This is a genomic window from Bradyrhizobium sp. (genome assembly GCF_019242285.1).
Lineage (GTDB): Bacteria > Pseudomonadota > Alphaproteobacteria > Rhizobiales > Xanthobacteraceae > Bradyrhizobium.
Genome location: NZ_JAFAVV010000534.1, coordinates 1 through 24,236, shown reverse-complemented (window position 1 = coordinate 24,236; position 24,236 = coordinate 1). Strand labels below are relative to the sequence as shown.

The following is a 24,236-nucleotide window of genomic DNA, read 5'->3' as shown; positions in this document are numbered from 1 at the left end:
CATGAAGTCGGCGACGAGGCGGCTGATCTCGGGATCGTCCTCGACGATCAGGATGGTAGCCGCGTCCGCACTCATGGCGCCATTGTGATCGACGCGAGACTCCGCGCAAGAGCCGCGGGCCTGTTGTTACACCTCGTTACACGGCGCCGACCGAACGACATCAAACGTTTCCCTTCGGCCAAATCCGTCCGACACGGCAGTGCCAGTCTTCGAGCTTGGCTACCGCAACGGCAGCCTTCACAGCAAGGAGACTTCGACCATGAAAAACCTGTTTCTCGCTTCGGCGCTGATCGGCGCCCTCTCCGTCGCGGCCGCCGCCGACGCCAATGCCTGGACCCGCTCCGTGAGCGCCACCGGGCCGCGCGGCACCTCGAGCGCGCAGATCACGGGGAGCTGCGCCAACGGAAGCTGCACCCGCAACGCGACGCGCACCGGCCCCGCCGGAAATACCTACAGCCGCACCGGCACGATCTCGCGCTGAGCGTAACGCGAGGCCATCGCCCGCGCCGGCGTCGGCCGGGCGATGGCGCCATCGTGCCCACTCCGACCATCCAATTGCAGGAGACCAACATGTCCGCCCCGACGGCCATCTCATCCGCCAGAGCCATTGCGGCAGCTCTCGTGATCTGCGCCTGCGCGCTGCCCTCGTTCGCGCATGCCCAGGCGAGCCCACAATTGCGCAGCGAGGCGATGGCGCTGATGCAGACCTGCCGCGCCGACTATCAGCGCCTCTGCAGCAACGTCGCGCCGGGCGGCGGGCGCATCCTCGCCTGCCTGCATCTCCACACGAACGAGCTCGGCGCCGCCTGCGCCCAGGCGATGCCGCAGGGCGGCATGCCGATGATCGCGACACCGCGCTGACAGAGCGCCGGGAGAAAACCCAGAGGAAACCCATGGATATCTCTTTCGTCTTGCATCCGCAGTTCCGCGCGGTGGTCGCGGCGACCGCAATCGGCCTGATGCTGCTGGAATACGGGCTCGGACGCCTCGCGAATCGTCACTCGCACGACTGGCGCGAGAGCGTCGCCTCCTTCGGCGTCGCCTTGGGGCAGAACCTGTTGCGCGGCCTCGAGGCCGGGCTCGTCGCGATCCCCTTCGTGTTCCTGTACCAGCACCGGCTGTTGGATTTCGCGCAGACCGGACCGCTCGCGATCGCAGGACTCTTTCTCGGCAGCGAGTTCCTCTATTATTGGCAGCATCGCGCCTCGCACCGCATTCGCTGGATGTGGGCGACCCATGCGGTGCATCATTCGCCGACCCGGCTGAACCTGACGGCCGCGATCCGGCTCGGCTGGACCGGCAACATCTCCGGCAATTTCCTGTTCTTCCTGCCGCTGGCGCTGATCGGCTTCCATCCGCTCGCGACCGTCGCGATGCTCGGCGTCAACCTGCTCTACCAGTTCTTCATCCATACCGAGTTCGCGCCGCGGCTCGGCGCGCTCGAATGGATGCTCAACACGCCGAGCCATCATCGCGTGCACCACGCCTCCAACGCGGCATGCCTCGACAGGAACTATGGCGGCATCCTGATCGTCTTCGACCGCCTGTTCGGCACCTTTGCGGAGGCGCCCGCGGGCGAGAGCTTGCGCTATGGCCTGGTCGGCGGCGAGCCGACGTTCAATCCGTTCCGGATCGCATTCGGCGAATGGATCGCGATGCTGCGCGACGCCTGGCATGCGCAGGGCGCGCGCGCCAGGCTGCGCGCCCTGTTCGGGCCGCCGGGCGCCTGATCAGATCTTCTGATTGTACTCGCCGACCTCGGGATGGGTGCGCAGCACGCCATCCATCGCTTCGAACATGTCGCGCATCCGCTGCTCGGAGACCGGGCTCTCGACCACGACGACGAGCTCCGGCTTGTTGGAGGAGGCGCGGACGAGGCCCCAGCTGCCGTCCTCCACGGTGACGCGTATGCCGTTGACGGTGACGAGATCGCGGATGTTCTGCCCGGCGACCGTATCACCCTTGCGCTGCGCGGCCTCGAAATGCTTCACCACGGCATCGACCACGCCGTACTTGGTCTCGTCGGCGCAATGCGGCGACATGGTCGGCGACGACCAGGTCTTCGGCAGCGCGTTCTTCAGGTCCGCCATCGACTTGCCGGGCGCGCGGTCGAGCATCTCGCAGATCGCGATCGCCGAGACCAGCCCGTCGTCATAGCCGCGGCCGAACGGCTTGTTGAAGAAGAAGTGGCCGGATTTCTCGAAGCCCGCCAGCGCGTCCAATTCGTTGGTGCGGCGCTTCATGTAGGAATGGCCGGTCTTCCAGTAGGTCGTGGTCGCACCCTGCTGCTGCAGCACGGGATCGGTGACGAACAGGCCGGTGGACTTCACGTCGACCACGAACAGCGCATCGTCGTGGATCGCCGACATGTCGCGTGCCAGCATCACGCCGACCTTGTCGGCGAATATCTCCTCGCCCTCGTTGTCGACCACGCCGCAGCGGTCGCCGTCGCCGTCGAAGCCGAGGCCGACATCGGCCTTGTGCGCGAGCACGGCGTCGCGGATCGCGTGCAGCATCTTCATGTCTTCCGGATTCGGATTGTATTTCGGGAAGGTGTGATCGAGCTCGGTATCGAGCGGGATCACCTCGCAGCCGATCTTCTCCATTACCTGCGGCGCGAAGGCGCCGGCGGTGCCGTTGCCGCAGGCGACCACGACCTTCAGCTTGCGTTTGAGCTTTGCGCGCGAAGTCAGGTCGGCGATGTACCGCGCCGGGAAATTCTCGTGGAAGACATAGGAGCCGCCGGTCTTGTTCCTGAAGATGGCACCGAGCACGATCTCCTTCAGCCGCGTCATCTCGTCCGGCCCGAAGGTCAAGGGCCGATTGGCCCCCATTTTCACGCCGGTCCAGCCATTGTCGTTATGGGAGGCGGTCACCATGGCGACGCAGGGCACGTCGAGCTCGAACTGCGCGAAATACGCCATCGGCGTCACCGCGAGCCCGATGTCGTGCACCTTGCAGCCGGCGGCCATCAGGCCCGAGATCAGGGCATATTTGATCGAGGCCGAGTAACCGCGGAAGTCGTGTCCGGCGACCACCTCCTGCTTGACCCCGAGCTCCGCGATCAGCGCGCCGAGCCCCATGCCGAGCGCCTGCACGCCCATCAGGTTGATTTCCTTGTTGAACAGCCAGCGCGCGTCGTATTCGCGAAAGCCGGTCGGCTTCACCATCGGCTCGGATTCGAAGGCATAGGTATTGGGAAGCAGCACCGGTTTCGGCTTCGGGAACATCGCGGCCTCATGAACGCAGGGAACGGCTGCGCGCAGCCATAGCGAATGGCGGGCGCGAGCGGAAGGAGGATCGGGAAACTGCCGCTTGTATGGTTAGGGCCGACGGTCGCGGCCCCCTATTGCTGCAGCACCATCTGGCCGTCGGCATATTCGAAGCGCTTCAGGCGCGACAGGAAAGAGAGGCCGAGCAGGTTTTCCGACAGCGCCTCGTCCGGCAACACCAGCGCCTCGACGTCGCGCACCACGAGGCCGCCGATGTCGAGCGCATCGAGCCGCGCGCGGGCGCCCTTGATGGTGCCGTTCGCGGTGGTGACGTTCAGGGTGTATTGGCCCGGAGGCGGCCGCAGCCCGAACCGTGCCGCCGAGGTCTCGTTCAGCGCCACTACGGAAGCGCCGGTATCGACCATGAAGCCGATGCGCTGGCCGTTGATCCGGCCCTCGGTCGCGAAATGTCCGCGAATGTCGCGGGGAATGCTGAGGCTGCGCGTGCCGCTCGGCGCCGACGTCACGACGGCGAAGGCCTGGCTCGTGGTCTGGCTCGTCGGCGTGGTGGCGGACGCGCGCGACGGCGTCCACTTGTCGGCCATTTGCGCCAGGAAGGTGCCCAGACCGGCCATGATGGCCGCGACGAACAGGATGTTACGCATGACGCCACACTCTTCTCATGATGGCCGATCTCATCATGCCGGCCGCCACGAGGCGAATAGATCGCAGCGGTTGTGGCAGCCCATTTTCGCGAAAAGGATGAGCGAAGGGTTAACGGGCCCTAGGTTCCGCGCGGCTTGACCCGGCGGGTCGGCAGGGCGTTCGCGGGATCCTCCGGCCAGGGGTGCCGGGGGTACCGTCCGCGCAGGTCCGAGCGGACGCTGGCATAGCTGCCGCGCCAGAAACCCGGGAGGTCGCGAGTCACCTGGACCGGCCGCTGCGCCGGCGACAGCAGTTCCAGGACCAGCGGCACGGCGCCCCGGGCGATCGCGGGATGAGTGTTGAGGCCGAACAGCTCCTGCAGGCGGACGGCAATGGTCGGCCCCTGCTCGGCCTCGTAGTCGATCGCGAGCATGGTGCCCGTCGGCGCCTCGAAATGGGTCGGGGCCTCGCGCTCCAGCCGGGCGCGCAAGTCCCACGGCAGCAGCGTCTGCAACGCCTCCGACAGATCGCCCGCGGAGAGGTCTTTCAGCGCGGTCTTGTCGTGGAGCGCGGGCACCAGCCAATCCGCGGCCTTTGCGACCAGGCCGGCGTCGGACAGATCGGGCCAGCTCTCGCCCTGGGCCTTGCGCAGGAACATCACGCGGTCGCGCCACTGCTTGGCCGATTTCGACCATGGCAGCCGGTCGAGCCCGGCGGCGACCAGCCCGTCGGCAAGGATCTGCGCCGTCTCGGCGGTTGGCGACAGCGCCAGCGGCGCTTCCGACAACGTGATCGCGTGCAGGCTCTTCCTGCGGCGCGCGCGCAGCGCCATCGCGCCGCGATCAAAACTGATCTCGTCGGCGGTCTCGATGTGATCGGCGAAATGCAGCTCGATCTCGTCCTGCATGATCGGCGCGGCCAGCAGGATGCGGCCGCTCGCGGCCGTGCCGGTGAGTTCGCCGACCGCGACATAGGGCATGCGCGCCAGTGCCGAGGTCTGCTCGACGGCGGCGCCCCGGCCATTGGCCAGGACGAAGCCGCCATTGCCACGATTTTTCGCGACTCGATCAGGGAACGCAAAGGCAAGCATCACACCGGTGCTCAGGTTGCCGACCGCCGATGTCTGCCTCTCAGCGCCTACCTGCGCGGCCCAGCGCCGCGCGAGGTCGCGGGCGCTGGAGGCACGCGGCGAGCGGTCGCGGCGGAACTGGTCGAGCCGCGCATCGAGATCGACGCTGTCGCCACCAAGTCCGCGCTCGGTCAGCACGGCGGCAATCTCGGCCGCCTGCTCGGCTGCCCCGAATCCCTCCGCATCCACGATCATGCGCGACAGCCGCGGCGGCAGCGCCAGCGCGCGCAGCCGCCTGCCCTCGTCGGTGATCCGGCCATCCTCATCGAGCGCATTGAGCTCGCGCAGCAGGCTCTTCGCCTCTTTCAGCGCCGGTGCGGGCGGGGCATCGAGAAAGGCGAGGCCGGCGGGATCGCCGACGCCCCATTGCGCAAGATCGAGCACCAGCGAGGAGAGGTCGGCGGAGAGGATTTCCGGCTGGGTGAAGGGCGCAAGCGACGCAGTCTGCGGTTCGTCCCACAGTCGGTAGCAGATGCCGGGCTCGGTGCGGCCGGCGCGGCCGCGGCGCTGATCGACCGCCGCACGCGAGGCGCGCACGGTCTCGAGCCGCGTCAGGGCGATGTCGGGCTCGTAGCGCGGCACCCGCGCCAATCCCGAATCGACGACGATCCGCACGCCCTCGATGGTCAGCGAGGTCTCCGCGATCGAGGTCGCCAGCACCACCTTGCGGCAACCCTTTGGCGCCGGCGCAATGGCGCGGTCCTGCACCGCCGCCTCGAGCGCGCCGAACAGCGGCACGATCTCGATGCCGGCGTCCTGCACGCGCTCGCCAAGATAATTCTGGGTGCGACGGATCTCGGCGGCGCCGGGCAGGAACGCCAGCACGGAGCCGGAATCGGCGCGCAGCGCCGCGGCAATCGCCTCCGCCATCTGCCGCTCGATCGGCACGTCGCCCTTGCGGCCGAGATAGCGGGTCTCGACCGGGAAGGCGCGGCCTTCGCTTTCGACGACCGGCGCCTCGCCCAGCAGCCGTGCGACGCGCGCGCCGTCGAGCGTCGCCGACATCACCAGGATGCGCAGATCCTCGCGCAGCCCGGCCTGTGCGTCGCGCGCCAGCGCGAGCCCGAGATCGGCGTCGAGCGAGCGCTCGTGGAATTCGTCGAACAGCACGGCGGCAATGCCGGAGAGCTCGGGATCATCGAGGATCTGGCGCGAGAAGATGCCCTCGGTGACCACCTCGATCCGGGTCTTGCGCGAGACCTTCGAGCCGAAGCGGACGCGGTAGCCCACCGTCTCGCCGGCGCGCTCGCCGAGCGTCTTGGCCATCCGCTCGGCGCTGGCCCGCGCCGCGATCCGCCGCGGCTCGAGCACGATGATCTTCCTGTCCCTGGCCCAGGGCGCATCGAGCAGCGCCAGCGGCACCCGCGTGGTCTTGCCGGCACCGGGCGGCGCAACCAGCACCGCCGAGTTGCCGCCATCGAGCGTGCGGGCGAGATCGCCGAGCACGGCATCGATCGGAAGGGGCGTGTCGAAGCTGACGATTGCTGTTCGTCCCTGGTTCTCAACTCCGCGGCTGCGGCGGACGCCCGACGCTTTCGTAGGCAAAGCCGTGCGCGGCCATGTCCTCGGGGCGATAGACGTTGCGCAAATCGATCACGACCGGCTGGGCCATCTCGCACTTCAGGCGCTCGAGATCGAGCGCGCGGTACTGCACCCATTCGGTGACGATCACCAACGCATCCGCACCCTTTGCGCAAAGATATGGATCGTCGAAATAGTCGATGTCGGGCAGCTCGCGCCGCGCCTGCTCCATGCCGACCGGATCATGCGCGCGCACCTTCGCGCCCATGTCGAGCAGGCCCGTCACCAGCGGGATCGACGGCGCCTCGCGCATGTCGTCGGTGTCCGGCTTGAAGGTGAGGCCAAGCACGGCGACCGTCCTGCCGCGCAGCGAGCCGCCGACCGCGGTCACCACCTTGCGCGCCATCGCACGCTTGCGGTTGTCGTTGACCCCGAGCACGGCCTCGACGATGCGGAGCTGCACATCGTGATCCTGCGCGATCTTGATCAGCGCGCGGGTATCCTTCGGAAAGCAGGAGCCGCCGAAACCGGGCCCGGCATGCAGGAACTTGGTGCCGATACGGTTGTCGAGCCCGATGCCGCGCGCGACCTCCTGGACGTCGGCGCCGACCCTCTCGGAGAGATCGGCCATCTCGTTGATGAAGGTGATCTTGGTGGCGAGGAAGGCGTTGGCGGCGTATTTGATCAGCTCTGCGGTGCGGCGTTTGGTGAACATCAACGGCGCCTGATTCAACGACAGCGGCCGGTAGACGTCGCCGAGCACCTTGCGGCCGCGCTCATCGTCGGTGCCGACCACGACGCGGTCGGGGAACTTGAAGTCGCGGATCGCCGCGCCCTCGCGCAGGAATTCCGGGTTGGAAGCGACCACCACATCGGCCTGCGGATTGGCCTCGCGGATCAGCCGCTCCACCTCGTCGCCGGTGCCGACCGGCACGGTCGACTTGGTGACGACCACCGTGAAGCCGGACAGCGCTTTCGCAATCTCGCGCGCAGCGGCATAGACAAAGGTGAGGTCGGCGTGGCCGTCACCGCGCCGCGACGGGGTGCCCACCGCGATGAACACCGCGTCCGCCTCCGCGACCGGCACGGACAGGTCGGTGGTGAAATCGAGCCGCCTGGCCTTGACGTTGGCGGCCACCAGCGCATCGAGGCCCGGCTCGAAAATCGGGATCTCGCCGCGGTGCAGGGCCGCGATCTTGTCGGCGTCCTTGTCCACGCAGGTGACCTGGTGGCCGAAATCCGCAAAGCAGGCGCCGGATACCAGCCCCACATAACCCGTGCCAATCATGGCAATGCGCATGAGTAGACCTGCCCTAAATCGTTGACGCGTCCGCCTCTTAAAACATTTGGGCGTCCCCGGGAAAGCGGAAAACGGCATGTCCCTTGAACGAATAAAGGGGACGGAAACCGCTTCGCCCCATGATGCGGCGTTGCCGCCCCGAAACGAGACAGGCATGACCGCAAATAGCACATCCGCCGTGACCGAGCGGCCCGTTCCCGCGGACGGGCGTGTGGATTGGGTGGATTATGCCAAGGGCATCTGCATCGTCATGGTGGTGATGATGCATTCGGTGCTGGGGGTGGAGCTCGCGGCCGGGCAGACCGGATTCATGCATCTGGTCGTGGTGTTCGCAAAGCCGTTCCGGATGCCGGATTTCTTCCTGATTTCGGGGCTGTTCCTGCCGCTGGTGATCGACCGCGACTGGCGCACCTATCTCGACCGCAAGGTCGTTCATTTCGCCTATTTTTATGTCCTGTGGGTGACGATCCAGTTCGGCTTCAAGGCGCCGGCTTTCGCCGCCGAATCGAGCTGGGGTCACGCCGGCCATCTGTATCTCGAATCCTTCATCGAGCCGTTCGGCACGCTGTGGTTCATCTATCTGCTGCCGATCTTCTTCGTCGTCATAAAACTGACAAGACAGATGCCGCCCGCGCTGATCTGGGCCGCGGCAGCGATGCTCGAAGCCGCGCATGTCGCAACCGGCTGGACCGTAATCGACGAGTTTGGCGCGCGCTTCGTCTACATCTACACCGGCTACCTGTTCGCCGGCCGCGTGTTCGCGCTGTCGAACGGCGCCCGCGCCCATCCAGCGCTTGCGCTGGCCGGACTCGCGCTATGGGCGCTCGCCAATGCCACGCTCGTCGCGCTGGGCATCAGCGAATGGCCGGGCGTCTCGCTCGTGCTGGGCCTCGCCGGCGCCTGTGCGATCGTGACCACCGGCACGCTGCTTGCGAAGATGCGCTGGCTCATCTTGCTGCGCTTCTGCGGCGAGCATTCGATCGTGATCTATCTCGCCTTTTTCCTGCCGATGGCAGCCACGCGGACGCTCTTGCTCAAGACCGGCGTCATCGGCGACATCGGTACGGTCGCGCTGATCGTCACCATCGCCGGCATCGCAGGTGCGCTCCTGATCTGGCGCGCCGCGCTGGCGATGCGGGCCAACTTCCTGTTCGAGCGCCCGGATGCGTGCTGGATCGCGGCACGGAGGACGCAAGTGGTGCTGCTGCCGGCGGAATAGCTCGCCCCTGTCATCGGCCCGGCTCGGATGATGACAGCGTGGATAGAGCTGGCAGCAGTGCAAAATTCGCCCTTTCCAGGCTGTCAAACGCCGCAAAAGCTCTTAGATTGCGGCCATGCCAAAATCCCCCGAAAAAGCCGCCAGCGCCAAGGCTGCGCCCGCTACCGCCAAGGCGATTCCCGAGAAGGCAATTCCCGAGAAGCCGGTTCCGGCCCAGGCTCCCGAGCAAGGCCTCGGCAAGGGCGACCATGTCTTTTTGGTCGACGGCTCTTCCTACATTTTCCGCGCCTATCACGCGCTGCCGCCGCTGAACCGCAAGTCGGACGGATTGCAGGTCAACGCCGTGCTCGGTTTCTGCAACATGCTGTGGAAGCTTTTGCGCGACATGCCGGAGGACAACCGGCCGACGCACCTCGCCATCGTGTTCGACAAGTCCGAGGTCACCTTCCGCAACGCGATCTATTCCGACTACAAGGCGCACCGGCCGCCGGCCCCCGACGACCTGATCCCGCAATTTCCGCTGATCCGTGACGCGGTGCATGCCTTCGACCTGCCGTGCCTGGAGCAGAACGGTTTCGAGGCCGATGATCTGATCGCGACCTATGCGCGGCTTGCGACCGAACGCGGCGCCATCACGACCATCGTCTCCTCCGACAAGGACCTGATGCAGCTCGTGACCGACAGGGTCGTGATGTACGACACCATGAAGGATCGCCGCATCGGCATTCCTGAAGTGATCGAGAAGTTCGGCGTGCCTCCGGAAAAGGTGGTCGAGGTGCAGGCGCTGGCCGGCGATTCCACCGACAACGTCCCCGGCGTGCCCGGGATCGGCATCAAGACCGCAGCGCAGCTCATCATCGAATATGGCGACCTCGAAGAGCTGTTGTTCCGCGCCACCGAGATCAAGCAGCCCAAGCGGCGCGAGGCGCTGATCGAGAACGCCGAGAAGGCGCGGATTTCACGCAAGCTCGTGCTGCTGGACGACAAGGTCGCGCTCGACGTGCCGCTCGACGATCTCGCCGTCCATGAGCCCGACGCGCGCAAGCTGATCGCGTTCCTGAAGGCGATGGAGTTCTCCTCCCTCACCCGCCGCGTCGCGGACTATTCGCAGATCGATCCGGTAAATATCGAGGCGGGCATGCCGAGCTCGTCGGCCGCAGCCCCCGTTACTTCCGCACCTGTCTCCGACCTCCCCTTCTTCCCTGACAGCGGGGCGGAAAAGGAAAAGAGCGAGGCAGGAGGAAGCATACCGAGCAGGAATGGCGCCGACCGCAGCGACAAGGCTTCGAGCCTCAAGGGCACGCCGGCGGCGCTTGCCGCGGCCCGCGCCGACGAAGCGCGCAAGACGCCGGTCGATCGCACCAAGTACCAGACCATCCGCACCATCGAGCAGCTCCGCGCCTTCCTCGCGCGCGTCCATGACGTTGGCCATATCGCAATCGAGGCCAAGGCGAATTCGATCGACCCGATGCAGGCGGAGATGTGCGGCATCGCGCTGGCGCTCGGCCCTAACGATGCCTGCTACGTGCCGCTGGCGCACAAGCAGGCCGGCGACGGCGTCGGCCTGTTCGACGCAGGCCTGGCGCCGGACCAGGTCAAGGAAAGCGACGTGCTGGAGACGCTGCGCCCGTTCCTTGAATCGCAGGGCATCCTCAAGATCGGCTTCAACGTCAAGTTCAACGCGGTGATGTTCGCGCAGGCCGGCATCATCGTGCGCAATTACGACGACGCGCAGCTCATGAGCTACGCACTCGACGCCGGGCGCAATGCCCACGGCCTCGATTCGCTCGCCGAGCGCTGGCTCGGCCACGCCACCTTGACCCATGGCGAGTTGACCGGCAGCGGCAAGAACAAGCTCTCCTTCGACCAGGTCGCGATCGACCGCGCCACCGCGTTCTCGGCCGAGGACGCCGACGTGATCTTGCGGCTCTGGCGGGTGTTGAAGCCGCGGCTGGTCGCCGAGCGCATGACCGCGGTCTACGAGACGCTGGAGCGGCCCCTGGTCAGCGTGCTCGCGCGCATGGAACGGCGCGGCATCTCGATCGACCGCCAGGTGCTGTCGCGGCTGTCGGGCGATTTCGCCCAGACCGCGGCGCGGGTCGAGGCCGAATTGCAGGAGCTCGCCGGCGAGCCGATCAATGTCGGCAGCCCGAAGCAGATCGGCGACATCCTGTTCGGCAAGATGGGATTGCCCGGCGGCAGCAAGACCAAGACCGGCGCGTGGTCGACCTCGGCCTCGATCCTCGACGATCTCGCCGAGCAGGGCTACGAATTCCCGAAGAAGATCCTGGAGTGGCGCCAGGTCTCGAAACTGAAATCGACCTATACCGACGCGCTGCCGACCTATGTCAATCCGCAGACCCATCGCGTGCACACCACCTACGCGCTGGCCGCGACCACCACGGGCCGGCTGTCGTCGAACGAGCCGAACCTGCAGAACATCCCGGTCCGTACCGAGGACGGCCGCAAGATCCGCCGCGCCTTCATCGCGACGGCGGGCCACAAGCTGGTGTCGGCGGACTATTCCCAGATCGAATTGCGGCTGCTCGCCGAGATCGCCGACATCCCGGTGCTGAAGCAGGCGTTCCGCGACGGGCTCGACATCCACGCCATGACGGCCTCGGAGATGTTCGGCGTGCCGATCAAGGACATGCCGAGCGAGGTGCGCCGGCGGGCGAAGGCGATCAATTTCGGCATCATCTACGGCATCTCGGCCTTCGGGCTCGCCAACCAGCTCGGCATCGCCCGCGAGGAAGCCTCGGCCTACATCAAGAAATATTTCGAGCGCTTCCCCGGCATCCGCGCCTACATGGACGAGACCAAGGAGTTCTGCCGCAGATACGGCTATGTCACCACGGTGTTCGGCCGCAAATGCTACTACCCCGAGATCAAGGCGTCGAATGCCTCGGTGCGCTCCTTCAACGAGCGCGCCGCTATCAACGCGCGCCTGCAGGGCTCGGCGGCCGACATCATCCGCCGCGCCATGATCCGCATGGAGGAGGCGCTGGCCGCCAACAAGCTCTCGGCGCAGATGCTGCTGCAGGTGCATGACGAGTTGATCTTCGAGGTGCCCGACGAGGAGGTGGCGGCGACGCTGCCGGTGGTGCAGCACGTGATGCAGGACGCCCCGTTCCCGGCGGTGGAGCTCTCGGTGCCGCTGCACGTCGACGCCCGCGCCGCGACCAACTGGGACGAGGCGCATTAGCGGTCGTCCCCCGACGTGAACTCCGCTGTCATCGCCCGCGAAAGCGGGCGATCCGGCATTCCAGAGACGTCAGTATTTGAGCCGATAGGCCGCGGCGTGCTGGGTCGCCCGGTCCCGCCGGGCGACGACGGTGGAGTGTGCCGCGCTACGGTCTGAAATATTCGACCATCCTCCACGCGATCTTCGAAATGGCATCGCTCCGCCGCGCGCATTAAGAACTGAACGTCTCCTCCCGCGAGTCCAACATGCCCCCTACCTCCTCCGTTCTCGCCTTCGCCCTGGTCTCGCTCGGCATCGTGCTGACGCCGGGACCGAACATGATCTACGTGATCTCGCGCTCGATCACGCAAGGCGCCGCGGCCGGCCTCGTCTCGCTCGGCGGGGTGGCGCTCGGCTTCGTGTTCTACATGCTGTGCGCGGCGTTCGGCATCACCGCGCTGCTGTTCGCGGTGCCCTACGCCTATGACGCGCTGCGCTTTGCCGGTGCGGCCTATCTGCTATGGCTCGCCTGGCAGGCGGTGAAGCCCGGCGGCCGCTCGCCGTTCCAGGTGAAGAAACTCGCGGTCGACAGCCCACATAAATTGTTCGCGATCGGCCTGGTGACGATCTGCTCAATCCCAAGATCGCGATGCTGTATCTGGCGCTGCTGCCGCAATTCATCGATCCCGCGCAGGGCAGCGTGCTCGTGCAGTCGCTGGTGCTCGGATCGATCCAGATCGCGATCAGCGTCAGCGTGAACGCGACGATCGCGTTCACGGCCGGCTCGATCGCGCTGTTCCTCTCGACCCGGCCGAACTGGACGCTGGTGCAGCGCTATCTGATGGGCACGGTGCTGGCGGGGCTCGCGGTACGAATGGCGGTCGAGGCGAGGCGGACCTAGGCGCGTCAATCCAGTTTCGCTTCCATGCCGCGCGTCACGCCTGGGCGTGCCATCAGCGCGTCGTACCAGCGCTTGACATTGGGGAAATCCGACAGTTCGACCTTGTGACGCGGATGCCGCCAGGCCCAGCCGAGAACGGCGAAGTCGGCGACCGACAGCGGACCGGCAACGAACTCCCGATCGGCCAATCGGCGATCGAGCACGCCATAGAGCCGTCGCGTCTCCGCCATATAGCGCTTCAGGCCATAGGCGCGGTCCTGCTCGTTCTCCAGCGCGATGAAGTGATGCACCTGCCCCGGCATCGGACCGAACCCGCCCATCTGCCACATCAGCCATTCATAGACCGCGATGCGGTCGGCGAGCGGCTTCGGCAGGAATCTGCCGGACTTCTCGCCGAGATAGAGCAGGATGGCGCCGGATTCGAAAATGCTGACGCGCCTGCCGTCGGGCCCGTCGGGGTCGACGATCGCCGGAATCTTGTTGTTCGGGCTGATCGCCAGGAATTGTGGCGCCATCTGCTCACCCTTGGTGATGTTGACCGGGATCACCGTGTAGGGCAGCCCCATTTCCTCCAGCGCGACCGAGATCTTGCGGCCGTTCGGCGTATTCCAGGTGTGCAGCTCGATCGTCATCCGTCCCTCTTCAGCGTTTGTTCAGGCAGGCGTCTCTAGCATCGGCGGACCCTGGCAGCAAAACGGCTCAACTCAGAGCAGCTTGGGTCCTTCGCCGGTCGGGAAGCATTGGGCCGGTCAGAAAGCATGACGGTATTTGCCCCTGTTGACGACGCGCGATCCGCGCTGGAATGCGCGCGAAACCGCCGATAGATTGCGATCCCTTCTGGAAAACGCTGGATATTGCCGTGTCCAAATCCGCCTCCCGCGCCCGTCTCGCCGAGATCATCCGCAAGCGCTCGTTCGGGCGGGGCGAAATCACGCTGGCCTCGGGCCGCAAGAGCGATTTCTACTTCAACCTGAAGCCGACCATGCTCGACCCCGAGGGCGCGACGCTGCTCGCGGAATTGACCTATGAGGCGCTGCGGGACGACCCGTTCGACTTCATCGGCGGGCTGGAGATGGGTGCGGTGCCGCTCGCCGGCGCGATCGCGCAGATCTCCTGGATCAAGGGGCATCCGATCGCGGCGTTCTTCGTGCGCAAGAAGCCGAAGGAGCACGGCGCCAAGCTCGCCGTCGAGGGCTTGGCCAAGGGCGAAAGCCTGCAGGGCAAACGCGTCGTGATCGTCGAGGACGTCACCACCACCGGCGGCTCGGCGATGAAGGCGGTCGAAGCGGTGCGCGAGGCCGGCGGCGACGTCGGCCTGGTGTTGACCATGGTCGATCGCGAGGAAGGCGCGAACGAGACTTTCGCCCAGGCCGGCCTGCCGTTCCGCTCGCTCTATCGCGCAGCCGAGTTCCTGTAACGGCGGCAGCGTTACAATCCTGGAACAGCGCGACTGCACCTGGTCTCGCCAAGGGCGCGACGATGGCGTTGCTCACCACCTGTTTACCAACCCGCCTTAGGGTGTGCCTCGAAAGCAAGGCGGCGCGTTGCCTTGGGCTTTCGATCGGGTCGCGTGGGGTGGAGTAAGCGGTTGCGTACAACATCGCCTTTCGGGCGCATGCGGCGGCATCTCGTACCGCTTACCGTCATGATCGCCGGTCTCGCGCCGAGCCCCGCCTCGGCCGAGGGCCTGTTCGGCTTCCTGTTCGGCGGCGCCAGCGCGCCGCAGGCGCGGCCATCGAATTTCTTCGCCGATCCATTCGGCACCGCCCCGTCGCCGCCGGCACAGCCGGCGCGCCCCGCGGTTGCAGGCTCCGGCCCCGCCTTCTGCGTCAGGAGCTGCGACGGCAAGTATTTTCCGTTGATGCGCGGCAACGCCTCGCCGGCCCAGATCTGCCAGGCCTTCTGCCCGGCCAGTCCAACCAGGGTCTATTTCGGCGCCCATATCGAGGGCGCCACCGCAGCTAATGGCGAACGCTACACCGACACCGAGAGCGCCTTTGCCTATCGCAAGGCGCTGCGCGCCGACTGCACCTGCAATGGCCGCCATCCGGCCGGGCTCGCGCCGGTCGATCTCGCGCTCGATCCGTCGCTGCGGCCCGGAGACATCGTTGCGACCACCGAAGGGCTCGTCGCCTATTCCGGCGCGCGCGGCGGCGATGGCCAAGCCGCGGAATTCACGCCGGTCGCCGTCTATCCCGGGCTGACTGCCGAGGTTCGCGCCCGGCTCAGCGGCATGAAGGTCGCACCGGTCCGCGCGGACGTGGTGGCGGGCGATGCGCCGGCCAACGCCGCGACGGCGGCACCCAGGCCGATTGCAAAGGACGAGCGGGCGGCGGCGGATTAACCGTCAGCGCCCGACGATCACGCCGATCACGTTCGGCGTCGCCAGATATCGCTCCTCGATCGCTGCGCGCGCAGCGGCGCGGTTCTCCGGCGTCAGCAGCCCGCGCTTCTCGGCCAGGATCAGCCAGCAGAACCCCCACCAGTCCGTCAGCATGCCGGCGTCATCGACGAGATCGTAGCCCCGCTCGGCCGCGAAGATGCGCGCATGCGCCTCGTCGAGCGAGTCGAGGAAGGCATGGTCCTCGATCGAGAACAGCTCATCGCCGATATCGTCGATCGTGTAGCCCCAGACCGACATGCACACCGCGTTGAATTCGCGGTCGAACTCGTCGTCGTCGATCGGACGGCGGCGGGAAACCTGGTGCAGTCGCGACAGCGTCCGGGCGAAGTCGGCGATGCGGGTGAGCGCGAACTGGTCGAAGGCGATGGTGGACATGTAGTCCTCGCTGGAGGTATCAAACCATAGATATGGTAGCGATGCAGTCTCGAATCGCAATTATATATCAATCGCTTGCAAAATTGTTCTTAATTTGTTCCATTGAAGGTCGTCCTAGCGAAAGCCAGGACCCATAACCGCCACTGCCAGAGCATTGCACGGTCTTCTCGCCATGAACTCCGCATACGGCGTCGACATCCTCGCGAGCCGCCGCTACGGGACGCTTTACGTCCGTGTCACCAACGACCTTCGAAGCCGGCTTGTCGTTCCGGGCGCCTTGTGGCTATGGCTCCCGGCGTTCGCCGGGACGACGGCGTCCTTCACTCAGCCGCCGGCCAGCATCCGGTCGCCGCAATAGTTCGCCCAGAACTTGCCGCCGCACTGCTTCCGCATCGCAGCGCAACGCGCCGCGGGTGAGGCATTCTGCGGGACGCTGAAGCCGCAGCTCAATCCATCGGCGCTGCGGCCGATTCGTCCAGACGGAGACGCCGCACTGGTCACGGTGACGCAAACGACGAGCAGGATGGCGGCGATGATCTCGATCAGCAGTCTCATGACGGCGACCTCCAGAGCTCCACCGGTCCATCACTCTAACACGAATTTGAGGCGCGCGGCTCCTTCAAATCGGCCCGATCCTTGCATGATGTTCGGGTAAATATTTGCGCCGGGTTTCGATCCGGGCGCAACGAGCGTATCATTCGGCAAGCTTCAAGTTGCAGGTTCGAACTTGTCAGATCCCACTTTCAATGACTCGCACACCGACCAGCCCGTTGACGAACTCGCGGTGGCCGAGATCAAGAGCGCCATCCTCGCCAAGCTCACACTCGCGATCGGCAAGGACGCCGGCATCGCGACACGGCACGACTGGTACAACGCGACCGCGCTGGCACTGCGCGACCGCATCGTGCACCGCTGGCTGACGGCGGACAAGGAGAGCTACGACGCCGGCCGCAAGCGCGTCTACTACCTTTCGCTCGAATTCCTGATCGGCCGCCTGTTCACCGACGCGCTCAACAACATGGAGCTGCTGAAGGTGTTCGAGACCGCGCTCGGCGACCTCGGCGTCGGGCTTGCGGACCTGCGGCAGTGCGAGCCCGATGCCGCGCTCGGCAATGGCGGTCTCGGGCGGCTCGCCGCCTGTTTCATGGAAAGCATGGCGACGCTGGAGATCCCCGCAATCGGTTACGGCATTCGCTACGATTTCGGCCTGTTCCGCCAGATCATCAACCAGGGCTGGCAGCAGGAATATCCCGACGTCTGGCTGAGCTTCGGCAACCCCTGGGAATTCCAGCGCAATGAAGTGGTCTATCACGTGCATTTCGGCGGCGGCGTCGAGCATGTCGACGACAAGGGCCGTGATCGGGCGATCTGGCATCCGGCGGAGACCGTGCAGGCGGTGGCCTACGACACCCCGATCGTCGGCTGGCGCGGCCATCACGTCAACGCGCTCCGGCTCTGGTCCGCGCGCTCACCCGACCCGCTGAAGCTCGACGTCTTCAACACCGGCGATTATCTCAGCGCCAGCGCCGAGGAAGCCCGCGCGGAGGCGATCTGCAAGTTCCTCTATCCCAACGATGAGAGCCCGGCCGGGCGCGAGCTCAGGCTGCGACAGGAATATTTCTTCGTCTCGGCTTCGCTGCAGGACCTCGTCAGGCGGCATCTCGGCGCCGACGGCCAGCTGCGCAGCCTTGCGCAGAAGGCCGCGGTCCAGCTCAACGACACCCATCCGAGTCTCGCGGTGGCCGAGCTGATGCGGATCCTGATCGACCTGCACAATTTCCGCTGGGACGACGCCTGGAAGATCACGGTCGCCACGCTGTCCTACACCAACCATACGCTGCTGCCGGAAGCGCTGGAAACCTGGCCGGTGGAGCTGTTCGAGCGGCTCCTGCCGCGGCATCTCGAGATCATCTACCGCATCAACAGCGCGCATCTGGCGCTCGCCGAGGCGCATGCGCCGGGCGATGTCGATTTCCGCGCCTCGGTCTCGCTGATCGACGAGCGAAGCGGCCGCCGCGTCCGCATGGGGCAGCTCGCCTTCATCGGCTCGCACCGCATCAACGGCGTCTCGGCGATGCATTCCGACCTGATGAAGGACACCGTCTTCCACGATCTCAATCACCTCTACCCCGGACGCATCGTCAACAAGACCAACGGCATCACCTTCCGCCGCTGGCTGATGCTGGCCAATCCGAAGCTCACCGAGCTGTTGCGCAGGGCCTGCGGCGACGCCGTGCTCGACGACCCGACCGAGCTTCCTGCGCTCGAAACCTACGCCAGCGACAACGCCTTCCAGCAGCAGTTCCGCAACGTCAAGCGCCACAACAAGATCGCGTTGGCGCGGCTGATCAACGAGCGGCTGGGCATCCAGGTCGATCCGTCGGCGCTGTTCGACGTCCAGATCAAGCGCATCCACGAGTACAAGCGGCAATTGCTCAACATCCTGGAGACCATCGCGCTGTACCGGGCGATCAAGGACGATCCGCAGGGAGACTGGGTGCCGCGGGTAAAGATCTTCGCCGGCAAGGCGGCGGCGAGCTACCGCTATGCCAAGCTGATCATCAAGCTGATCAATGACGTCGCCGAGGTCGTCAACAACGACGCCTCGATCGGCGGCCGCCTGAAGGTGGTGTTCCTGCCGGACTACAATGTCAGCCTGGCGGAGGTGATCATTCCCGCCGCCGATCTCTCCGAGCAGATTTCGACGGCCGGCATGGAAGCCTCCGGCACCGGCAACATGAAGCTCGCGCTGAACGGTGCATTGACCATCGGCACGCTCGACGGCGCCAATATCGAGATCCGCGACCAGGTCGGGCCTGAGAACATCGCGATCTTCGGCATGGAGGCGATGGACGTGATGGTGCGGCGCAAGCAGGGTCTGGACGCGACCGACGTGATCCGCCGCTCGCCGCAGCTCGCGCGGGCCATCAATGCGATCGGCTGCGGCGAATTCTCGCCCGACGAGACCGGCCGCTTCGAGCCGATCGCACACGCGCTGCGCTATCTCGACCACTACATGGTGAGCGCCGATTTCGATTCCTATTACGAGGCGCAACGCGGCATCGACGCGCGCTGGCAGGTCGTGCCGGCATGGACGAGGGCGAGCATGCTCAACGTCGCGCGGATGGCGTGGTTCTCATCCGATCGCACGATCCGCGAATACGCCCAGGAGATCTGGAACGTGCCGGTGCATCCGACGCAGCCGATCCAGCGGCCGGGCCTCCAGCGCGGCGTCACAGCCTGAGCTGCCCGATCGCACGTCAAGGTTGACTAACGGGCGTTTTTCGCGTTTCTCTACTGGAAGAGGCGCGGCTCGGATGGCGCGTCCGGTTGGCTGCCCGGGAAATCGATGTCCGCACCCGCTCCGCATCCGTTCGACGAGGCCACGCGTGTCAGCGCCGGCGACAGCCGCTGGCGGGGCCATACCAGCCCAGATTACTGGGCCTTCATCGGCCCGTTCGGGGGGATGACGGCCGCAACCATTCTGCGCGCGTTGCTCCAGCATCCGCAGCGGTCAGGCGATCCGCTGGCGCTCACGGTCAACTATTGTGCGCCGATCGCCGAAGGCCCTTTCGACCTCGATGTCCGTCTGATCAGGGTCAACCGCTCATCACAGCACTGGTGCGTGGAGCTGTCGCAGGACGGCGGCGAGGTCGCGACCCTGGCCACCGCGGTCTTCGCCGAACGGCGGCCGTCCTGGTCGCATCAGTTGGCGCAGCCTCCGCCGGCGGTGCCGTTCGACGAGATCAGGCCCTATCCCGGGACCCAGGCAACCTGGCTCAGGCAGTATGATATCCGTTTCATCGAAGGCTATCCCGAATTCAGGGAGCGTGCGCAGGCTGCGCCTTCGGCCTATTCGAAATGGTGGATCGGCGATCGCAGGCCGCGACGGATCGACATGCTGTCGCTGACGGCGATGTCGGACGCCTTCTTCGCCCGCATCTTCCATGCGCGGCAGGAGCTCGTGCCGTCCGGCACGGTGTCGTTGACCACCTATTTCCACATCAGCGCCGAGGAGCTTGCAGCCGAAGGCATCACCCGCCTGCTCGCGGCCGCCGACGCCAGCAGCTTCCACAGGAGCTACGCCGACCATTCCGGCGAACTGTATTCGCCGTCGGGGCGGCTGCTCGCGACCACGACCCAGATCGCCTATTTCAAGGCATGAAAAAGGGCGGCCTCTCGGTCGCCCTTTACAACGTCCGGCCGGATCGGGCCTGCCCGTTCACTCCGCCGCGAGCTTGATGTCCGGCGCGGCGGCGAGGACATCGGCATCGACCTGCGCCTCGAACTTGGCGAAGTTCTTCTGGAACATGGTGACCAGCGCCCGCGCGGTCCTGTCGAACTCGGCCTTGTCCTTCCAGGTGTTGACCGGATCGAGGATCTCCGTCGGCACGCCGGGCAGCGCGGTCGGCACCGCAAAGCCGAAATATTTGTCGGTGCGGAATTCGACGTTGCGCAAGGACCCGTCGAGCGCCGCGGTCAACAGCGCACGCGTCACCTTGATCGGCATGCGGCTGCCGGTGCCGTATTTGCCGCCGGTCCAGCCGGTATTGACCAGCCAGCAATCGACATCGTGCTCGGCGATCAGCTCACGCAGCATGTTGCCGTAGACCGACGGATCGCGCGGCAGGAACGGCGAGCCGAAGCAGGTCGAGAATTCCGGCTGCGGCTCCTTGCCGAGGCCGCGCTCGGTGCCGGCCACTTTCGCGGTGTAGCCGGAGAGGAAGTGATACATCGCCTGCGCGGGCGAAAGCTTCGCGATCGGCGGCAGCACGCCGAAGGCATCGGCCGCCAGCATCACGACGTTCTTAGGATGGGGCGCGCGGCCCGTCCGTGAGGCGTTCGGGATGAAATCGAGCGGATAGGCCGAACGGGTGTTCTCGGTCTTGGAGCCGTCGTCGAAATCGACCGTGCGGCTGTCCTCGTCGAGCACCACGTTCTCCAGCACCGCACCGAAGCGCTTCGATGCGGCGTAGATCTCGGGCTCCGCTTCCTTCGACAGCTTGATGCACTTGGCATAGCAGCCGCCTTCGAAATTGAAAATGCCGTCGCGGCCCCAGCCATGCTCGTCGTCGCCGATCAGGGTGCGGTTGGGATCGGCGGAGAGCGTCGTCTTGCCGGTGCCGGACAGCCCGAAGAAGATCGCGGTGTCGCCTTTGGGTCCCACATTGGCCGAGCAATGCATCGGCATCACGCCCTTCTCGGGCAGATAGTAGTTCAGCGTGGTGAACACGCTCTTCTTCATCTCGCCGGCGTAATACGACCCGCCGATCAGGACGATCTTGCGGGCGAAATCGATCGCGACGACGTTTTCGGAGCGGACGCCATGACGCTTGGGATCGGCGCGGAAGCTCGGAACGTCGATGATGGTGAGCTCCGGCACGAAGCTCGGCAGCTCGATCGCCTGCGGGCGGATCAGGAGCGTGCGAATGAACAGGGAATGCCAGGCGAGCTCGGTGAAGACCCGCGTCCTGATCCTGAAGCTCGGGTCGGCGCCGCCGTAGAGGTCCTGCGCATACAGCGTCATGCCTTCGGTGTGCGCAAGAAAATCCCGGTACAGCGTCTCGAACTGCCGCGACGTGATCGACTGGTTGCCGGCCCACCACATCGTCTTGTCGGTCAGGGCGTCACGGACGGTGAACTTGTCCTTCGGGCTGCGGCCGGTGAACTCTCCGGTGTCGGCGCACAACGCGCCATCCGCGGAGAGCACCGCCTCGCCGGACGCCAGCGCGTACTGACAAAGCTGAGGTGCGCCGAGATTCCAGTGCACCCCCTTGAGATTTTTCAATCCGAATTTGTCGGCGCCGAAGGCACCGTTTCGTACGCCAGTCTCTTGCACCTGAGGCCTCCTCAAAATCACTTCGTCAGCTGGAGGGCACGACGCGCTGTCGCTGCCATCTGCCGACGGTCCCCGCCCGGCCAGGGTCGGGTGAGCTAATACTAATGAACGCTGGGCTTGCCAAGCCGATCCCAACGCATTTGGTTTATTGCTCGAGTGTGTCACTTGCGCCGCACCGGTCTTGCCTGTCTTGCAGGCGGCGGCAGCATAATTTTCGTGCCTGTAACATGGCGTTCACTTGCTGCGACGCAGCAATAGTAAGACCAGAGGGCGACTTGCTTACCGCACGGCTCGCTCGCCGAGGACGAACGGACCTTGGATCGCCGGATAGCATTCCGTGACGACGATGCATCATCAGGTAAGCGAGCATGGCCTGCCGCAGCGCCTCGGCGCGCCCGAGACCGGGTTCGCCTTCAGCAGGTCGAAGGTCGGTATCGTGAGCCCCGTCGCGGCCTCCGAGGCCACCGCCGAATGTGTTACCAGCAGTGCCCGTGCGCCTGATCGGCCAACACATACAGCACGATTGCCTCATCGCTGGACAACAGCGCCTTGGATTTCCGTGGCCTTCGCGGCGGCGGATTCGCCAGCGCGGCGCCATCGGGAAATTCGGCCGCCAGAACTGTTTGCAGGCGGCAGCGCTCGGCGCCGATCGCCGTCAGCCGCTCCCTGCTGCGCGCCTGGGACCGCATTTCCGCGAGCGCTTCCTTCGGCGGCCTTCGAGAGCGCCGCGACGATCGCCTTGGCGAGTCTGTCGGCTTCGCTGGCGAGATCCTGGTCCTGCGAACCAGCTCGGCGAGCCGGTCAATGCCGGCCGCGAGCCGCACCGCGAGCTTGTCGAGCGTCGCGAGATTGGACCGTGGCCCGCGCCAGCGGCACCACGTCAGGATATTTCCCGAGGCGACTGAGCTCCGCGATCCCCGCGCTCTGCGCCACGAGGCCTTGCGCCGACGTCGGCGATGCCGCCGCGACTCGTCACGTCATCAAGGCCAACCGACGAGCCCCATCCTCCTCTTCCTTAGCGCTGGCACGTGCCATGGGTCGCAGGATGGTCGATTTGCGTTCAGTGGCAGCAGACATCACACCTACGTTTTCGCGCGTGCATCGGCTGCGAGCCTGACCAGCATCTTGCGCAACTCGCCGGGCGAGGCGACGCGCTCCGGGAAATCCAGCCGCAGCACGGCGCCATCCGCCTGCATGTCGATACCATCGGGGTCGCATCCGGTGCAGCGCCAATCGGCCGCCGGGGCGCCGAGCAGTCGCGTTGCATAGAGATTGAGAGCGTCGCGATGATCGGCATTCATATGCTCGACCGCCCCCTGCTCGGCATCGAGAAGCGATTGGGCGTCCTCGATCGGGGTAAGAAATTCGGCGGGGCTGAGATCGACGATCCGGCCGAAACCCGCGACCAGATGCGTCCCGGAGGGCTTGATCCGGAAGAAGGAGAAGTCGGCGAAATCCACGAATCCCTCCGCGGAAGGATGCACATTGAGGTAGCGACGACGCACGAGCTGACGGTCTTCGGTTACCGTTGACTGGGCGCGCCCCGACAGCATGATGCGCGCACCTTCCAGCGGATCGCCCGGCGCGCGCTCGTCGAGCATCAGCGAAACACGGCTGTCGGCGAGGATGTTCCTGGTGTGGATCGCGAGCCGTGAAATCAGGAGAAGGGGCGAGCCGTCCGGGTAGCTCGCGACGTTGACCAGTGAGCAATAGGGATCGCCGCTGCCGGACGTCAACGTCGCCAAGGCCCCTTGCCGGCTGCGCCGAAGCAGCGATTTTGTGAGTGCGGCAGGGGTAAAATCTGCGGTCATCTGCATCGCGATTTTCCTTGTCATCCTATTGCAACGAAGGCCTTTTTTCGAGTAAACGGGCATTCGGACGGATCGAAGCGCCCAACACGTGCAGGCGTTTTGGCGGACACGGTCACACTTCAGCCCAGCTTGCATTGCTCGGTGGCCGTTCCGAAGACCAAATATGCGGCGCATCACTGGATTGTTCGCCGTTTCAGCCTCTAACTGAAAGCAGGCCCATGCCCACAATCGCTTTGGTCGACGACGACCGCAACATCCTGACCTCCGTCTCGATCGCGCTGGAGGCGGAAGGCTATCGCATCATGACCTATACCGACGGCGCGTCCGCGCTCGACGGTTTCCGCTCCAGCCAACCCGATCTCGCCATCCTCGATATCAAGATGCCGCGGATGGACGGCATGGAGACGCTGCGGCGACTCCGGCAGAAGTCCGATCTGCCGGTGATCTTCCTGACTTCGAAAGACGAGGAGATCGACGAGCTCTTCGGCCTCAAGATGGGCGCCGACGACTTCATCCGGAAGCCGTTCTCGCAGCGCCTTTTGGTCGAGCGGGTGAAAGCGGTGTTGCGCCGCGTATCGCCGAAAGACGGCGTCGTGGTGAAGGAAGCCGACAGCAAGGTGCTCGAGCGCGGCCTGCTGCGCATGGATCCGGAGCGCCACACCTGCACCTGGAAGAACGAGCCGGTCACGCTGACCG

Annotated in this window: 20 protein-coding genes and 1 pseudogene; 11 read left to right on the top strand and 10 right to left on the bottom strand. The window is 65.7% G+C overall.

Features of this window, described 5'->3' with window-relative positions; genetic code table 11:
- The first annotated feature begins 259 nt into the window (after nucleotides 1-259).
- The 3 genes from JOY90_RS21345 (at nucleotide 260) to JOY90_RS21335 (ending at nucleotide 1,730) form a co-directional block, all read left to right on the top strand.
- Nucleotides 260-481 carry a hypothetical protein gene (locus tag JOY90_RS21345; protein ID WP_291693089.1) on the top strand — a complete coding sequence of 74 codons (222 nt, stop codon included), beginning with the start codon at nucleotides 260-262 and terminating at the stop codon, nucleotides 479-481.
- Nucleotides 482-570: 89 nt separating this feature from the next.
- On the top strand, nucleotides 571-861 hold the full coding sequence (locus JOY90_RS21340) for a cysteine rich repeat-containing protein (RefSeq protein WP_291693088.1): 291 nt from the start codon (nucleotides 571-573) through the stop codon (nucleotides 859-861).
- A 32-nt stretch (nucleotides 862-893) separates the two neighbouring features.
- Complete coding sequence (locus JOY90_RS21335) at nucleotides 894-1,730, top strand: sterol desaturase family protein (protein WP_291693087.1); 837 nt, start codon at nucleotides 894-896, stop codon at nucleotides 1,728-1,730.
- On the opposite strand, the gene JOY90_RS21330 is transcribed toward JOY90_RS21335, so the two are convergent.
- The 4 genes from JOY90_RS21330 to JOY90_RS21315 all read right to left on the bottom strand — a co-directional run bounded on the left by JOY90_RS21330 (nucleotide 1,731) and on the right by JOY90_RS21315 (nucleotide 7,807).
- Complete coding sequence (locus tag JOY90_RS21330) at nucleotides 1,731-3,230, bottom strand: phosphomannomutase/phosphoglucomutase (protein ID WP_291693086.1); 1,500 nt, start codon at nucleotides 3,228-3,230, stop codon at nucleotides 1,731-1,733. It lies immediately after the preceding gene.
- A 116-nt stretch (nucleotides 3,231-3,346) separates the two neighbouring features.
- A complete protein-coding gene (locus JOY90_RS21325; RefSeq protein ID WP_291693085.1) occupies nucleotides 3,347-3,877 on the bottom strand; it encodes a TIGR02281 family clan AA aspartic protease in 531 nt (176 codons plus the stop codon).
- A gap of 119 nt (nucleotides 3,878-3,996) precedes the next feature.
- A complete protein-coding gene (hrpB, locus tag JOY90_RS21320; RefSeq protein ID WP_291693090.1) occupies nucleotides 3,997-6,468 on the bottom strand; it encodes an ATP-dependent helicase HrpB in 2,472 nt (823 codons plus the stop codon).
- 19 nt (nucleotides 6,469-6,487) lie between these two features.
- Nucleotides 6,488-7,807 (bottom strand): UDP-glucose/GDP-mannose dehydrogenase family protein, encoded by a 1,320-nt coding sequence (locus JOY90_RS21315; protein WP_291693084.1) that lies wholly within the window; start codon nucleotides 7,805-7,807, stop codon nucleotides 6,488-6,490.
- Nucleotides 7,808-7,961: 154 nt separating this feature from the next.
- On the opposite strand from JOY90_RS21315, the gene JOY90_RS21310 reads away from it, so the two are divergent.
- The 3 genes and pseudogenes from JOY90_RS21310 (at nucleotide 7,962) to JOY90_RS21300 (ending at nucleotide 13,111) form a co-directional block, all read left to right on the top strand.
- Nucleotides 7,962-9,026, top strand: a complete 1,065-nt coding sequence (locus JOY90_RS21310) for an acyltransferase family protein (protein WP_291693083.1) — start codon at nucleotides 7,962-7,964, stop codon at nucleotides 9,024-9,026.
- Nucleotides 9,027-9,141: 115 nt separating this feature from the next.
- A complete protein-coding gene (gene polA, locus JOY90_RS21305) occupies nucleotides 9,142-12,231 on the top strand; it encodes a DNA polymerase I (protein WP_291693082.1) in 3,090 nt (1,029 codons plus the stop codon).
- Nucleotides 12,232-12,476: 245 nt separating this feature from the next.
- A pseudogene (locus JOY90_RS21300) lies at nucleotides 12,477-13,111 on the top strand (LysE family translocator).
- Nucleotides 13,112-13,116: 5 nt separating this feature from the next.
- On the opposite strand, the gene JOY90_RS21295 reads toward JOY90_RS21300, so the two are convergent.
- Nucleotides 13,117-13,743 (bottom strand): glutathione S-transferase family protein, encoded by a 627-nt coding sequence (locus tag JOY90_RS21295; RefSeq protein ID WP_291693081.1) that lies wholly within the window; start codon nucleotides 13,741-13,743, stop codon nucleotides 13,117-13,119.
- Nucleotides 13,744-13,970: 227 nt separating this feature from the next.
- On the opposite strand from JOY90_RS21295, the gene pyrE reads away from it, so the two are divergent.
- Entirely contained in the window at nucleotides 13,971-14,528 is a 558-nt protein-coding gene (gene pyrE / locus JOY90_RS21290; RefSeq protein ID WP_291693080.1) for an orotate phosphoribosyltransferase, read from the top strand.
- Nucleotides 14,529-14,726: 198 nt separating this feature from the next.
- Nucleotides 14,727-15,455, top strand: coding sequence for a DUF2865 domain-containing protein (locus JOY90_RS21285; RefSeq protein ID WP_291693079.1), 729 nt, complete (start codon nucleotides 14,727-14,729; stop codon nucleotides 15,453-15,455).
- 3 nt (nucleotides 15,456-15,458) lie between these two features.
- Here JOY90_RS21285 and JOY90_RS21280 read toward each other — a convergent pair whose 3' ends face one another.
- Both JOY90_RS21280 and JOY90_RS21275 read right to left on the bottom strand, forming a co-directional pair.
- Nucleotides 15,459-15,890 carry a hypothetical protein gene (locus tag JOY90_RS21280; protein ID WP_291693078.1) on the bottom strand — a complete coding sequence of 144 codons (432 nt, stop codon included), beginning with the start codon at nucleotides 15,888-15,890 and terminating at the stop codon, nucleotides 15,459-15,461.
- A 324-nt stretch (nucleotides 15,891-16,214) separates the two neighbouring features.
- Nucleotides 16,215-16,445 (bottom strand): hypothetical protein, encoded by a 231-nt coding sequence (locus tag JOY90_RS21275; protein ID WP_291693077.1) that lies wholly within the window; start codon nucleotides 16,443-16,445, stop codon nucleotides 16,215-16,217.
- A gap of 172 nt (nucleotides 16,446-16,617) precedes the next feature.
- On the opposite strand from JOY90_RS21275, the gene JOY90_RS21270 reads away from it, so the two are divergent.
- Nucleotides 16,618-19,134 (top strand): glycogen/starch/alpha-glucan phosphorylase, encoded by a 2,517-nt coding sequence (locus JOY90_RS21270; RefSeq protein WP_291693076.1) that lies wholly within the window; start codon nucleotides 16,618-16,620, stop codon nucleotides 19,132-19,134.
- 105 nt (nucleotides 19,135-19,239) lie between these two features.
- A complete protein-coding gene (locus JOY90_RS21265; RefSeq protein ID WP_291693075.1) occupies nucleotides 19,240-20,055 on the top strand; it encodes a thioesterase family protein in 816 nt (271 codons plus the stop codon).
- A gap of 57 nt (nucleotides 20,056-20,112) precedes the next feature.
- On the opposite strand, the gene JOY90_RS21260 is transcribed toward JOY90_RS21265, so the two are convergent.
- From JOY90_RS21260 to JOY90_RS21250, 3 genes are all read right to left on the bottom strand, one after another.
- Nucleotides 20,113-21,729: a phosphoenolpyruvate carboxykinase gene (locus JOY90_RS21260; RefSeq protein WP_291693074.1), complete on the bottom strand. Its 1,617-nt coding sequence runs from the start codon at nucleotides 21,727-21,729 to the stop codon at nucleotides 20,113-20,115.
- 476 nt (nucleotides 21,730-22,205) lie between these two features.
- The gene (locus JOY90_RS21255; protein ID WP_291693073.1) at nucleotides 22,206-22,418 is read right to left on the bottom strand and encodes a hypothetical protein; all 213 of its coding nucleotides are present in this window, start codon (nucleotides 22,416-22,418) and stop codon (nucleotides 22,206-22,208) included.
- Nucleotides 22,419-22,811: 393 nt separating this feature from the next.
- Nucleotides 22,812-23,546, bottom strand: a complete 735-nt coding sequence (locus tag JOY90_RS21250) for a DUF2470 domain-containing protein (RefSeq protein ID WP_291693072.1) — start codon at nucleotides 23,544-23,546, stop codon at nucleotides 22,812-22,814.
- A gap of 212 nt (nucleotides 23,547-23,758) precedes the next feature.
- Here JOY90_RS21250 and JOY90_RS21245 point away from each other — a divergent pair.
- A partial coding sequence (locus JOY90_RS21245; protein ID WP_291693071.1) for a response regulator occupies nucleotides 23,759-24,236 on the top strand: 478 nt, incomplete at its 3' end.